The 13,938-nt window shown below is 53.4% G+C and carries 14 protein-coding genes and 1 pseudogene; 2 read left to right on the top strand and 13 right to left on the bottom strand.

The window, feature by feature from the left end:
- A partial coding sequence (locus ACEWFR_RS20495; RefSeq protein WP_374062793.1) for a restriction endonuclease occupies positions 1-1,076 on the bottom strand: 1,076 nt, incomplete at its 3' end.
- Positions 1,077-1,465: 389 nt separating this feature from the next.
- Between ACEWFR_RS20495 and ACEWFR_RS20490 the strand changes: the two genes are divergently transcribed.
- Entirely contained in the window at positions 1,466-1,819 is a 354-nt protein-coding gene (locus tag ACEWFR_RS20490) for a hypothetical protein (protein ID WP_374062792.1), read from the top strand.
- A 3-nt stretch (positions 1,820-1,822) separates the two neighbouring features.
- Here the strand turns inward: ACEWFR_RS20490 and ACEWFR_RS20485 are convergent, their stop codons facing one another.
- The 5 genes from ACEWFR_RS20485 to ACEWFR_RS20465 form a co-directional block, all read right to left on the bottom strand.
- Positions 1,823-2,059, bottom strand: coding sequence for a hypothetical protein (locus ACEWFR_RS20485; protein ID WP_374062791.1), 237 nt, complete (start codon positions 2,057-2,059; stop codon positions 1,823-1,825).
- 141 nt (positions 2,060-2,200) lie between these two features.
- The gene (locus ACEWFR_RS20480) at positions 2,201-2,413 is read right to left on the bottom strand and encodes a HalOD1 output domain-containing protein (RefSeq protein ID WP_374062790.1); all 213 of its coding nucleotides are present in this window, start codon (positions 2,411-2,413) and stop codon (positions 2,201-2,203) included.
- Positions 2,406-3,344, bottom strand: coding sequence for a DUF955 domain-containing protein (locus ACEWFR_RS20475; RefSeq protein WP_374062789.1), 939 nt, complete (start codon positions 3,342-3,344; stop codon positions 2,406-2,408). Before ACEWFR_RS20475 ends, ACEWFR_RS20480 begins: the two co-directional genes overlap by 8 nt.
- 165 nt (positions 3,345-3,509) lie before the next feature.
- Positions 3,510-4,508, bottom strand: coding sequence for a PQQ-binding-like beta-propeller repeat protein (locus tag ACEWFR_RS20470; protein WP_374062788.1), 999 nt, complete (start codon positions 4,506-4,508; stop codon positions 3,510-3,512).
- Between the two features lie 435 nt (positions 4,509-4,943).
- A complete protein-coding gene (locus ACEWFR_RS20465; protein WP_374062787.1) occupies positions 4,944-5,873 on the bottom strand; it encodes a transcription initiation factor IIB family protein in 930 nt (309 codons plus the stop codon).
- Positions 5,874-6,803: 930 nt separating this feature from the next.
- Between ACEWFR_RS20465 and ACEWFR_RS20460 the strand changes: the two genes are divergently transcribed.
- Positions 6,804-7,829 carry a hypothetical protein gene (locus ACEWFR_RS20460; RefSeq protein ID WP_374062786.1) on the top strand — a complete coding sequence of 342 codons (1,026 nt, stop codon included), beginning with the start codon at positions 6,804-6,806 and terminating at the stop codon, positions 7,827-7,829.
- Here the strand turns inward: ACEWFR_RS20460 and ACEWFR_RS20455 are convergent.
- The 7 genes and pseudogenes from ACEWFR_RS20455 to ACEWFR_RS20425 form a co-directional block, all read right to left on the bottom strand.
- Positions 7,830-8,296 (bottom strand): annotated as a pseudogene (locus ACEWFR_RS20455) (ribbon-helix-helix domain-containing protein). It abuts the gene before it with no gap.
- An 871-nt stretch (positions 8,297-9,167) separates the two neighbouring features.
- Entirely contained in the window at positions 9,168-10,064 is an 897-nt protein-coding gene (locus tag ACEWFR_RS20450) for a DNA-binding protein (protein WP_374062785.1), read from the bottom strand.
- 881 nt (positions 10,065-10,945) lie between these two features.
- On the bottom strand, positions 10,946-11,239 hold the full coding sequence (locus ACEWFR_RS20445) for a PadR family transcriptional regulator (protein ID WP_374062784.1): 294 nt from the start codon (positions 11,237-11,239) through the stop codon (positions 10,946-10,948).
- 125 nt (positions 11,240-11,364) lie between these two features.
- Positions 11,365-11,595, bottom strand: coding sequence for a UPF0175 family protein (locus tag ACEWFR_RS20440; RefSeq protein ID WP_374062783.1), 231 nt, complete (start codon positions 11,593-11,595; stop codon positions 11,365-11,367).
- 242 nt (positions 11,596-11,837) lie between these two features.
- Complete coding sequence (locus tag ACEWFR_RS20435) at positions 11,838-12,131, bottom strand: type II toxin-antitoxin system RelE/ParE family toxin (protein ID WP_374062782.1); 294 nt, start codon at positions 12,129-12,131, stop codon at positions 11,838-11,840.
- Positions 12,112-12,387, bottom strand: coding sequence for a ribbon-helix-helix domain-containing protein (locus ACEWFR_RS20430; RefSeq protein ID WP_374062781.1), 276 nt, complete (start codon positions 12,385-12,387; stop codon positions 12,112-12,114). Before ACEWFR_RS20430 ends, ACEWFR_RS20435 begins: the two co-directional genes overlap by 20 nt.
- A gap of 194 nt (positions 12,388-12,581) precedes the next feature.
- Positions 12,582-13,847 (bottom strand): hypothetical protein, encoded by a 1,266-nt coding sequence (locus ACEWFR_RS20425; RefSeq protein WP_374062780.1) that lies wholly within the window; start codon positions 13,845-13,847, stop codon positions 12,582-12,584.
- Positions 13,848-13,938 lie beyond the last annotated feature (91 nt).

The following is a 13,938-nucleotide window of genomic DNA, read 5'->3' as shown; positions in this document are numbered from 1 at the left end:
TCCAGTACAGGTTCAAGATCCGCTATGACCTCCTCACTTCCTATCTGCAGTGTAGCGTACTCCGTCGTATATCGATCTGTCTCGAGTGTCGCCGGAGTATAGCCGATTGCCCTTTGACGGCTGTTCGGAACGTTGAGTTGGACACCGTTAGCATCAAGGAAAGAAAGCCATGCAAAGGCGGTACCGGAGAAACCCATCTCGGAAAGTTTCTCCATTGTACTCCTTGCTGCTAACACGACATGAGCGTCGAGGCCTATACCGATGGATGACTGGATATGGCCCTGAATCCATGTTTCTTCACGCTTCTGTATGAAAGCGGAGGCAGAAGCAGATTCGTAGAGGCCGTCATTCCTTAGTACGGCGTAGGAGCCTTGTTCATCGACTGTGCCGTTATTTGCGTAGGCGATCGTGTACTTACCCTTGGTCTCGCCGTACGTCGTAAGATCCTCAAATAGAACGGAGGGATCGGGAATGCTTCCGGAACTGGTCCTGCTCTTCGACAGTATTCCATTCGGGATGATATGGAGGACGACTGCAGGGCCTTCCACCATGTCACTGGCATAGCCTTCCCGGGCCTGGATTGCATCCAGCTGATCTTTGCATAGTTCTTCGATCTCCCTGACGTGGTCACTGTCTTTCTGCAGGTTGATGTCGAAGAAATCCTCGGCCAATCCCTGAGCGTTCTGCCTGAGCTCTCCCAAAATCTCTTTCCTGTGATGGATCTTCAGGGTCCAGTTGTACTCCTCCCTGATCTCGTCCTCCATATCCAGCTCCTGGCTACCACCGACATCCTTGTTCGTAACAAAGACCAGCAGGTCGTAGTCTTCGCCTCGGTCTTCCTCCAGGTCTGCTACTTTCTCTGCGTCACTCCGAAGTTTTCGTTTCCATCTTTTCTGGACGCTTGCGTGGGCGATACCTGTTCTCCCGCCGAGCTTGATCTGTGCATCCCATCCTCCATCAGGTCCGGATCCTCCGCTTTCGTGGACGTCATATCCTTCCTCGCGTAGAAACGCCATCGCAAAATCCTCGAAAGCATGGCCATCGATGTTCTCCAAAGCGAACTCCAGCTCGTCCATACCCGGTTGATTCGTTCCTTTTCACATAGGTATTTGTTTCTGAGCAGGAAGGGTTCCTCCCTTGTATAGAGATATCCCGAAAGATTCCTAACCTATCAGTATAACAACTACCGTATTATGGTGCCGCCCAGAATAGTCGATGACTCTTTTAGACGACTCTTCGATAAATCAGCAGAAATAATCCATGGAGAAGAGGAATTTGAGAAGGCGCATGAAACCTTGGAGAAGCATTTCAGTCATCTCGATAACGGCAACAGCCGTGCTGTATACGAAGTTCCTCCTAAGGTTGTAGACGGGGATCAACGTCTTGTGGTTAAATTCGCACTTCCGAATCCCGGGAAATCAGGGACAGAGGACGCCCTATACCCCGTTGAATATACGAAGGGTGGATGGCAAATTGGCACGAGGTTATTTTGTCGGATTTCGAGCCACTAACTGAATTGCTTGTCCCAGTGATCGACCATCATGAAGATAGCCTCTGGATCGTTATGCCCTATGCCGAGACATTACCACAGTCTCAGGAAGTCACTGCGGGGCTTGCACCTCTAACTGATCAAATTGAGGACGCGGATATAGAGTTTGTAAGTCATGGAGGTAGAACTGGACAGCCAGAGATCTATCAGATCAATGCTTGGGGACAGTATAATGGCGAGTATCGGCTCAGAGATTACGGCGGTATTGTAGTATCTGACAGTGGATTTCTTGAACAGCTACCGTATCCATTATCTGAACCTCGGATTTGAATATTACATTCCTCGCATTGCTGTGTTCATGACTTTGTTCCCCGCTCTGACGATGACTAAGGCGGCGAAGAATACGACTCCATATTCACTCAGGAATTGCTCTAAGCTGAAACTGAGTTGTGGTATTTCTCCCAGCATCCAGAATACGCCGAGATAGGCTCCGAACACAGCGAACGTGACAAAGGCCTCGAAGACGAGCAGATACGTGATTTGGTTGTCCAGGAAATCAGTCCAAGCCATGGTACTTGTTTGATAAATAGCGTTTTTAAAACCGGAGGCCTCCGGCAAAGAGGTAGGTAGTTGTTCTGGTAACACCTTTGCCCGTACTGAGCGATTGGTGGTATAGAAACTATCACAGGTTAGGATTCCACCAGAGTCACTCTACGGATTCGTGAGGACCCGTACATCGGACTGTGTGACGAGGACACGAAACTCTCCGACCGAGAATCTAATCTCGAGGTCATCGTTCGCTGAGTCCACGAGTTGCTCGAGTGCTTCGACGTCGATTACCCGTTGCAATTGGTACTCGTCACGACCGAGTCCCTCCGTTTCGAGCGCGTTGACAATTTCGAAGAGAAGGTGCTGATCACTCATCCGTGATCACCTCGTCAACGACATCGATAATCTCCGCAGCGGTCGAACTGATTCGCTTGAGTCGGGCGAGGATGACCTCCGACTCTTCGCCCTGCCACGCGGCAAGGTAGAACGCTGACCCGCTCGTGTCCAGCCCGAAATACCGACCGACGATGTAGCCGACGGCTTCCGCCTCGAGTTCGCGTTTCGAGCGTTCGGTCTCGTCGTTGACGTCACCGTGCAAGAGTGCGTGCGCGTACTCGTGGACGGTCGTTACGGCAAGGTCGGCACTGTTCTCTCGATCGCGAACCTCGATTAGTGGTCGCTCCGCAGGAGAGCGGTACTGACACACGCCTCTGGCATCACCGTGAGGCCACTCCGCTGGAGAAACGACCTCTGCTTCCACTTCAAGCATCGAAGCCCTCTCGAGGAGCGCTGGCACCAGTTCGTCGGCCTCCCCGTTCGCCTCGGTCTCGAGTTCGGGAAGTGGCTCTCCCTCTGTCTGAGAAATATCGAACACCGACGCTGGTCGAAAGCCAACAAGTCCTTTCGACCAGCCTTCGGGTGATGTTTCGTCGTACTCACAGTCGCTTCGATCGTGGTACGACGGCGAGTTTTCGCACTTGGGACACTGCTTTGCGATGATCGGTGCCCAGATCCAGATAGCACTCCCGCCCTCTTTCACATGCCGGTCGAATTCGTTTCGCCACGTTCGATAGCCGGCAACGTGAGTTGCGTGCGGACACTGACGAGTGATTAGCAGCGTGTTTCGGTAGGAGTAATCATGGAAGTGACTCTGCACGTCGAGCCACTTCTGGAACTGCTCACTCGAGACTGCGTCATCAACCTCGTTGACGAGGTCGTCGACCCAGGCTTCCATTGTACTGTGCATCTCGTCACGTCTGGTGTCCGAATCATCGAAGGACACCTGCGAACAGTCGCTCGTAGTCATCGTTCTTGACGACGGACGCTCCTTTCTGGAACGCCCCTCACCCCTTTGGGGGGAGAAAAACACACTCGAGGGAGCGCTCGAGCGGCTTCGTTACAGTAGATAGTTGCACAGTTTCTTTATTCGAAGGCCGCGCGAAAATCACGTTACGTACAGGTGATACAGTGATCAGTCGGCTCTTGGTCCAACCCCGTAGAAGCCGTCGCGAGCGTTCATATAGACAGCACCGTCGATCGGCGTGACGTGACTTACGCGTGCGGGGCCTCCAACATCTTCCATCCTCACGCTACCGGTCGAGAGCGACCAAAGCTGTTGGAGATCGTTTGCTACGTCAAGTGCGAACAAGTCACCACTACCAATTCCGTATAATACCTCGCCAACTAGACCCATCAGTCGTTGAACCTTCGACGGACCCGAACTGATGATGGAACCATCTGCACTGTCGAGTGCAATGATCTCATGGGCAGTACATATGTATACTACATCACGAGTGACCACAGGAGGATCTGCAACAGATCGAACAGGAATCCGCCAGCGAACCGTTCCGTTACTGGCGTTAGCAGCGATGAGTTCATTATTTGAATTCATAACATAGATTGTTTGATCATGGTATACTGGCGTCTCTCCACTGTCCATCTCTCCTGGCACGGTATACACTTCATCACCGGATAGAAATTCAATTGCATGGAGCCCCCATCCACTACTGATGAATACCCTGTTTCCACCTACAGCAGGTATTGAATTCGAATCTTGATTCATATTATACTGCCACAGTTTATACTGCCACAGTTCATCTCCGCTGACCGTATCATAGGCGTGGATAGAGATACCGATGTTGATGAGGACTATCCCATCGTGAACCATTGGCCTACTCACGATCTCTCGGTTAGCAAAACGCCGCCACTGTTGTTTACCTGTCTCTGAATCAAAACAAAACAATGAATTTCCACTCGTGACGAACACCCTATTGTTCGTAACGATTGGTTGCGTTGCCGATCGGCCGGCCCGACTACTGGTTTCAATGCCAGCTGTTGCTGGGTTGCGACACGTCAAGTATGTGCCGTCTTGATCACGGATACGCGCGGTATTATACAGAGTCCCGTTTGCGACCGTTGCTGGTCCTCCACCATTGACAGTAAGTCGCCAATATTCTGTTCCAGTTTGCATCCCTGTACCGTCGGGATTCGACGCAGTATTTCCGGTATCAAACCGAGGCAATGGCCATTCTCCACTCGGTTCCAGAGGTGGGGATCCTGGTGGCAGTATCTCGTCTCTAGATGAGGATTGATTACGCCGATCATCGTCTGACTGACTATCAGTTCGCTTCTCAGTACTACAGCCGGCTACAAGAACACCCACACTGACAGCAGAAGTCCGAAGAACAGAACGACGTGAATAAAAAGCCATATCATGAACGGCGACTATCACGATAAATACTTTTTGTAGTAGCGACCGTTCCGAAAAAGGCTCTATCTACGAGAACGGTCTGCGGTCAGTACGCACATGTAGTTACCGAATCACCCAATCCATTTCACCCAAGTATCTGAATAAAGAAACCGCATTACCAACTACTCGTTGCAAGCGTCCCTCTGGTTTGCTGTCTCAGGCTTCGGCTTCAATCTCGAGTAATTCGTCTCGCCGACTGCGGAGCGTGTTCGGTGATGTTCCTGCGATATCGGCGATCCGCTGTTGGGAGAGACAGAATCCGGCTCGCTGGGCAGCGAGATAGAGACAGCCCGCTGCGACGCCACTCGGCCGGCGTCCGATCGTCATTCCGTGTTCGCGTGCCTTCTGTGCGAGCTCGAGTGCTCGTCGACGAACCTGATCTGGGACCTCGAGTTCTGTCACAAGCCTCGGAATGCGATCTGTTGCTGCAATCGGCTGTGTCGGTAACTCGAGTTCGACGTTCATGGCGGTGTAGGCGTTGGTGAGTCTCATCTGATCACAGCGCGCACAGGCTGCGACTTCTGCTCGTGATCGTCCGAGTCCGTTACAGCGAGTGGTTGCGTAGACACTGGCTGCAGCCACCGCCTCGAGCGACCGTCCGCGACAGAGCTGTTCGGACTGTGCAGTTCGGAACAGCGAACACGCCTGATCTCTGATACTCTGTGCGAGGCCGAGACGTGCGACGATCCGCCGAATTTCACCGAGTCCATAGGCGAGGTTCCGTTCAGCTTTCGACTGCCACTGGGCACGGGACTGTTCGCGACGCAGCCGGTTCAATTGTCGGCGCTTCGTGCTCGAGAGCGCATTTCCATGTCCGTCTTGCTTGTACCCGATCTCGGTGGAGAGGCCTCGATCGTGGCGTGTCGGTGTCAGCGGGGCGCCGGTCTGTCTCTTGGATCCCTGCTCGTCATGTCGACCCCAGTCTGGTCCTCGGTCTAGGTGGGTGTCCTCAAGGATACGACCACAGTCCTCACAGATCGTCTCACGGTCAGTCGATCGAACGCTGCCGCCACAGTCTGGACAGGTAGTTGTAGTCGTCTGAACGCCTTCGTCAAACGTCGTCGTGTAGATGTCTCTCGTTGCCATCGATAACTCCGAAGAGGACAGCTGATCAGCCCCTTCGCCGCTTCAGGGGCGACAAACACCACTCTAACGCTGTCAGAGATCGGTGTTTCTCGAGACACCGGATCTCTTTGCGCGACACTTACTCAGATCCCGCAGCCAGTGCTGAGAGGAAGCACTCACTCAGTCTCGGTGCCGATCTCGGTATTGCCTCGACGGTCACCGCTCGTGTCGACAGCTCTCAGCGATCTCTCGGCGCTGATCGGGTATGAGTTCGCCCTACTTTGAGGACTTCCAAGGACATGTCACAGCGGTCGCTGACGTTTTTCTCGGGAATGTCCTCACGGGGTTGGTTGGCGCGTCGCGAATGTCGTCGACAGTCTGGAGGGTCGTCGCGAGATTTCGCGGGCAGATGTAGTTGGAATCCTGATGGCTGGGTTCGAACAAAGCCTCAATAGCGTGTGAAATATCTATCCAACAGTACAGGAGTCGTCACTCTAACCAGTACCAGACGATTCTATCGTTTACTCGATCACTCCTCACTCTTCCCTTCTTTTCTAAAATTCGAAGAAGCGCTAAAGCTTCGATAGGCGGTATCTGTAACGCTGAAACGGCATCATTCTGGGTTATCGGTTCATCCGGATCCAATTCGTTTTGAAGATGGTGAACAGCCCGATCCTCGTCACACAGGTTACGAACGGTCTTGCCGGAGATGTGGGGGTGCATCTAGGGTGATTGCCTAGTTACCTGTTGACCTCGAAATCCTTGCGCTGGTACTGAATGTGTTTCAAGCAAGTGGGGCGTGCTAAGCTTATGAAAGACTTTGTGAACTCGACTGATGGCCCCATTAAATTTCATTCTGACTCCTTCTATGAACTAATCCATTCGTTTAAGAATGCATGAAAGTGTCTTTGATAACGATATGGTTAAAAGTGATGGTTCTAACAGATAATTATGAGTGACAATACTCGTAGTTCTCCTCCATTCAAGATCACAGATGAATTGATTGACGATCTTGATGATGACTTTGGCATCTTCCGAAAGAGATCAGAATATGCTGATTTCAAACCTAGGTCCAAAACTCCACCTGGTGCAAAGGGGGGCGAGATCGAATTTATAAATAATTTCATTCCAGATTTAGATGGCGCATCTGGTGAAGATCCGAATTCAGACCTTATAGTCGCAATTGACACCAAATCTTTCCATAAAACACCAAGGGTGAAGTTTTGGTGGCCTGGTGAAGAAAAATTCAAAGGATGCGAACTAGCAGATTTGTTAATAATGGTAACTTTCATAGAAAGAAATCAAGTGGTAGAACGACGTTCGATGTTGTCTCAAACTAAGCATACATATGATAACAAATATAAAACGCTTAGAAAATGGGATCCAAATTCATATCAATTTTATCTGCTACATGAGTTGCCAAAGTTCTACCCTGCACAGCCAGACCTTGGGAAATGGTATGAGCTCACTCGAAATAACTCATCATTTTCAAATTATAGTTTTGTGAGTGATTTTTGGCTACCATTTTTCCACTCAACTAGAGGTATGTCAGAGGACTATATTGATTACGACTATGAGGAGAGTGGTAATTATCACTACGATCGAACAGATGATCCACCATCTGGCTACCAATCTCTTCTTGGCTATCTTAAATTGTTTATACGAGGTAGATTCGGGCAAAAATTCATGGCTAATGATGAAACTGGGCATTTCTATAAAGATTTGTTTAGTAGCAACAAGGAATTCGACCTAACAGACTCAAAAGACAAATTAAGAACTGGGAAGGATCTGAAAGCTGATGGCGGGTTCAACGGTGAACCGACTGATCCAAGTAGCCCAGAAGAACCACCTGCAGAAGAAGATAATTACCCGAGTTTTGGTATAGTGAATATAGTCGTGGGGAAAAACTCTGACTCTGAAATGATCGATGAACCACTTTTCCACTTCGGAGATGATTATAACTATTATCTCGACTAATTAACAATAGAGTGTTGCTTTCTCTTCTGGTTCGACAAGATCTTCGCCGTCAGTGTAGCGCATCGGCGGGACGATCACCCAGACGTACTGGTTGCCCGCCCAGACAGAGACATAGCCCTCACTCTCGAGGGGCTTGATGATCTCGTCGAGAATAGCGCTCTTCGGCGTGTCGTTGTCGTAGAGCTTATTCTTCGCAGCTTCGAGTTTCATCCGACGCTTTCTCTTGTGGGGTGCAGATGCTCGCATGTGGAGGATCTGATACGCATCGGCGAGTCGCTCATCGTCGGGGAGTACTGGCTGCGGACCGTCGAGATCCCCCTCGCCTCGAATTCCTTCTGGACCAGCTCGCGAAGCTTCTCGCTTCGGTTCTTGTCTTCGCGGTCGGCGATCTCGTCGAACGTCTCGAGCAACTCGTCGGGACAGCCGAACGAGACGCGACCCGAGGGATCGTAATCCATTCGGGCCATTACTGGCTCACCCCAATTTGCATATCTCGTGAATACGCAGACGGCGTCGGGATGTGCAGTTCGTATGCAAGGGGATGGTGACCGTTACGGAGATCGGCTATCGCGGGTGTGCGTGCGCGTCATTTTGCTGCGACTCTCGACCTCCTGCTCATAGTCTCGGGTCCGTCCGATCGCGGTGTCGTGTGGCTCTCCTTGGAGCGTCTCACCGGTTGCGTGGTGCATCTCGTGCTCATCGTTGAGGCTGCCATCGGTCGACTTCACATCGATCAACTCGAGGAAGTCAGCCTTTTGGAGTGTGCAGAGAGGGGCGCACGGGCCGTCGTGGTACTTCAGCCCTTGCAGTCACACCGACCGATATATACGCCTTCTTGGAGGCCGAGCGCACAGTAGTGGACGCTCTCGCCGTCTCTGAGCGTGACCTTGTAGCCGAACCAGCCGAACGATTCGATCAGTGCCTTGCGTGGATCCGCTCGAGTTCACGACTCGGTGTTGCTGTCGCGTTCCTCAAGGAAGTCCATCGACTCACCATCAGTGGGTTCAGTGAAAGTGCTCATCGGCCGTGGGAACCTCCAGCATATCGTGTGGTTCTATCCACAAATGCGGCGGGGGAGGTCACCTGGCGAATCCACTACTATTTCGCCGCTATTTCTAGGGCGCCACACTGTAAGGTACGGAATGATCTGCTAGGATAGTCTTTGGCAGACATCTCTGAGGTTGTGGCTGCGTGCGCAGCGACGGTCTCGTGAGCGGAGCGAACGAGAGCTGGGAAGACGAACGGAGTGAGTCTTCCAGAGCGAGCACGGAGCGGAGGGTGGGGAGGAGGGGTCTGGGTCGGTCTGGCTCATAGCAAAAAGAAGGCCGCGTTAGCCAGCTACTCCCACCACCGACCGCGTTCAGGGAAATGAAGGGTCGACCATCCGGTGACGGCCAAGGAGACACGTCCCTCGTACCAGTTCCGTGCAACCCCATGAATGCGCACTCGTTCACCTTCCTCGATCCACGGCGCTCCTGATTTCTCCCAGATCGTCACTCGAGTCTGGCCACTCTCGTCTGCGATGAGTCCAACTTGAGCGATGCTTGGATGCGATGGATCCCAGAGCGTCTCGACACGTCCCTCGATGCTCACCTTCTGTCGGCCCACATCCTCGAGTTTCCCGACCGGCACGATCTGTCCTGGCGCTGTCTGTAACTCCTCGAATACACTGACGACTGCACCCGTGAGATCCTGACCGTCGACGACCGCCTCGGCCAGCCGCCGACTGATTGCCGCTCGAGACCAGCCATCGAGCTTTTCGGCCAACCGCACCGACTGTTCGTTCACGGCCGCCAGTTGCGATCGTGTGAGGCTCGTCCGGGGATCCGGCCGCTCTGGATCCGCCATTGGCTCCACGCTCGCTGCCCGCTTCTGGAACCGCTCACGCCGCTCCGCACTTCGTCGTGCAGCGATATTTCGCGCCCTCTTTGCTCGTCCCTGCTGTTGTCCGAACTCGGCTTGTGCACTGATCCGCTCGAGTTCTGCTTCTCGAGCCCGAATCCGCTCTTCCTGCTCAAGAGTCGCGCCGTGAATCCGGTCGTCGTTTGTATCGACGATGCCGTCTGGGTGGTTCGCATCCACCTTTGCTTGGACCTCTTGCTCGACTGTTGCCTCGAATGCCGGCGTCTCGTCGACGACCGGGAAGCTGTCTTCATCGACTTCCTGCTCGTCCGCCTGTTTAAGTGCCTGTTCATCGACCGTAACGACCTTGTGACTCGAGTTATTACTTGACATTGGAGTCCAACTCCTGAAGGCGTTCAGCGCCTGCCACCGCGATGCTAGGACATCGCGGTTTTCCGACGACACCGACCGACAGATCCATCTGCGCGCTCTCGCTCGCGCCTTCGCGAGCGCCCTTCTGGGCGCGAGCGAGAGCGCGCCTGAATGAGGTGTTCCAACCAGCACCGCGCGCCGTCCGCCCGGAGCGAGCGGCCAGCTTTAAGCCGTTTCTCGTGTCCGGCCCGGACTGCGGGTCCGTGTTCAGCGCGACTGTCGTCGAGAACGCGCGCCGCGGTGTGGCGCGCGACAGCGCAGGCGGCACCAAGCGCTGGAACGCGAAAGCCCGCGAGGGGCGCAACCGAAAACGCGCTTAATGCTGGCGTCGAGGCCAGATTCACTTTAGCCCGGAACGGTGACCGAGCGGTGCGTATCGGTCACCGCACGCCCGGAATGGTCGGTCGCGAGCGAGCGGAGGTCTCGTGAGCGAAGCGAACGAGACGTCGGTGAGCTTTGCTCACCGGAAGGCGGCAGCGGCGAGCGAGGCGAGCCGTTGAGAAGCACCGTCTATCCAGATTCGACGCTTGGTGACACAACCGATGTTTAGCAGACTCAGAAAGGACGAGGGCATCTTGGTCACCGGGGGAGCAAAGCTTTCCCGAGCTCACGGCTCTTTGCGCCGTGAACGTCCCCTGACCCCCATCACCGAGGGAGATAAGTTCTCGATACTGGTCCAAACCACGTCCGTGCCAGGAACATGCCACCCAGCCTGGGGCTCAAGAAGTGTCGCAACAAGACTCGAGACGATAGAATTTGTTCAATTCGACCATGCACCTCATCCGAGGAAACGGCATATTCGCACGAGGGAGTGTCCGTTCTCTGATAGCCGGCCAAACTAACTACTCGTCGCTCGAGTCGAATCCATCAACGTACTGGACTTCCCACTCGCGCCGGGCTTCGAGTTCGCGCTGGCCTCGGGCAGTGATCGTGTAGTAGTTCGTTCGCTTATCGAGTTCACCTTTCTCGACGAGACCCTTGTCGACGACTTCGTCGAGGTTGGGATACAGCCGGCCGTGATGGATCTCTGTCTCGTAGTAGTTCTCGAGTTCGTCTTTGATCGCAAGACCATGGGGCTCGTCTTGGCCGGCGATCGCATACAAGACATCACGCTGAAAGGCGGTCAAATCGTACATATCGGAATTATTGAATATGGAGCTATAAGCGTTCCGAGAACTGGTGAAAGAAAATGCGCTTCAGGGATAACATGTGCGTGAGAGACGAGTCTCAGATCCTGACAAAATCACAGCGGACGACTCGCTCATTCAATGTCGAGTGCTGTCTCGACCTCATCCTCGAGGTTGTCCATGGTCTGTGGGCCAAAGCGAACCTCAACACCGGCCTCAGTGAGAATCTCTGTCATCTCCCAGCGGGTAACGCCAGCCCGCTCTGCAGCCTTCCCAAGGGAAATTTTGCCGAGAACGTAGAGCCCGATAATAGTGGCGAACTCCTCAGTGTGGTCGATATGGGGGCTGCAACGATCAGTTGTCATGGGTTATAGGTGTGTACTCGAGCGGCAGCGTCATTAGTGTGTCCTCGTCTGACGTCGTCGATTTGAGTTGACTGGCGATTCCTGAATATGCCAGTAACGAGTGTGTTTCGAGAGGCTGCCACTCCATACTACGAGTGCCCAGCTCAGCTATCGATCCAAGAAGCGAGGACTATAGTAGCCATTAGAACGTTTCACTCAGGTATTATCGTTGAAGTCTCCACACTATGAGTGTCAACCACTTATCAATCATCCGCTGAATATGCTCCATCACGCTTCCGAACACTCTCTACGCGTACGATGCGTTCTTCCGATTGGAGTCGACACCCCAGTCGATAGGTCCCAACTCGTAACTTCTTGTACGGCGAATTAGTCAATGGCTCAAGGAAGTCAGCTGGCTCGCGCCACTCTGAGGACACGACATCATCGAGTTTCATGATGATTCGGTCCTGTGTTTCTGTAGGTAACTGCGCAAGTTGGTCTTCCGCTCGAGACGAAAATGCCCACTCCCAATCGTCGTCACTCGTCGTCGGACCCATATGCTGCTTTGATTTCCTCGCTCGAGCGGCTCTCACCGTCATCAAACTGTGCTTCACTAATTGCAAGGTCCTTCCAGAACCCAGCACCCTCCGGATGATTCACTGACTCTCGCAGTGCGTAGCGAATAAACTCACTTCGGCTATTGAATCCCCGCTCGCGCCACGTCTCATCAATGACCTCGCGGAAAGACTGGGAAATCCGAAGGTTGATTCGTTCAATCTCAGGATCACCATTGTTGGTTTCAGCTTCGGACATACGCTTGTACGTTCGTAGTACATACACAAAACAGTACCGTCGAGATTGCTGGAATCAGATTATGGCTACACCTCACAACCGGTCCGTACAACCACGCAATGCGTTGTTCGTCTCTCTGGTTGATTACAGTCATCGTTGAACTCCTCACCCCTCCGGGGAGTCGATAAACCCGGCGGAGAGCGATGAATCGAGTTTCAGTCTCCGTCCCCAACGAATTGCTTTGCACGGCCCCAGATCGAGTCGCCTTCATCAGCACCCGTCTCATCCATCTCGGGATTCGAAGACCGATCACGACGCTCGAGTACCTCCTGACAGTCACTGAGGTGCTCTCGAAGCGCTTCATTGGTCGCCTCAAGTTCGTCGATACGGTCGTCTTTCTCCTCGAGTGTTGCCTCGAGTTCGTCGACGCGGTCGGTTAATAGTCGATTTTTCTCGACCAGATATGCATGATTCTGCGCTGGTTCAGTACGACTGCCGGCGGTCGACGACTCACTCTGTCTATAACTCGCTTCACTCGAGTCGTCTCGAGCGTCCGGATCGTAAAACTCGGAGGTGTTCGCAATCGCTCGTTCGATGGTTTTCTCGCCGTACGTCGACCCATCGGCGTAGTGAACATCGTCCCATTTTTCGCGGAGAAGCCCTGATTGGCGAAAGAGGGTATCCATTCGAGTGTGGTCGCCGCCAGTCCAGAACGCCAACAGGCAGCACAGCGCCATATCGGCTTCCGACTGGCTCTCGTACCCAGCCATGTTCCCGTTCCAGAGACGCTCGAACTTTGACCCGTTCGACGCGTTGCGGGCCTTCTCGAGGAGTTCTTTATCCTCAAGGTCAACGTCGACGTCGACTGTACCGTTCGTTGCTGGCTGCTCATCAGCAGTGCCTTGTTGCCCCGACTGAGACTTCACATCTCTATCAGTGTCATGGACGTACTCGCGGTGGATCGCCACGAGCGCGTCCTGACGGCGTGCAACGCGAGCAGGGGTCTCCTCGACATGATCGCCAGTGACGGTGAAAAAGCGCGCGGTATCGTACAGTTCCATACTCCCACGACGGTTGCGTCCCTCTGGGAGTTCTCCACTGATGAGTACGTGATAGCCGGTGCCGGATGGCGAAATCTCCGTATAGGAGTCGAGTCGTTCGATGATGTCCAGCGCCGCGTCGTCGATAGCCCTGGTTTCAGGATCCCGGCAGTTATCGAGGTCTACACCAACAATGGGATCGTCATCGGTAAAGACGAAACCCACGCCAGTAGCGTTCCCTGTTTCGGCGTACTCGAGTGCTGTCTCGAAACTGTCCCACGTCTCTGGATCGGTCGACGAGGCGAATGCTCCCGTCTCTGGTGTCACCGGTATCTTCGTCGGTTTGCCATCCCGATCTTCTTCTTTCCAGCATACCCACTGCTCGCGTTCTCGTAAGCTAGCTGGCAGCGCTGCTATGTCGATTAAGGTGTTAGAACTCATCGTTGATCACTCCAAGGTTCACTCATTGAGTCCTCCGAACAAACTATGTCATAATATCGAGACAACGGCCGATAATCGATAGGCAGCCCGG

Origin of the sequence: Natrinema sp. H-ect4 (assembly GCF_041894845.1) — an archaeon.
In the GTDB taxonomy this organism is placed as follows: Archaea; Halobacteriota; Halobacteria; order Halobacteriales; family Natrialbaceae; genus Natrinema.
Note: the sequence above shows the minus strand (reverse complement) of the source record. Positions and strands in the feature narration are given on the sequence as shown.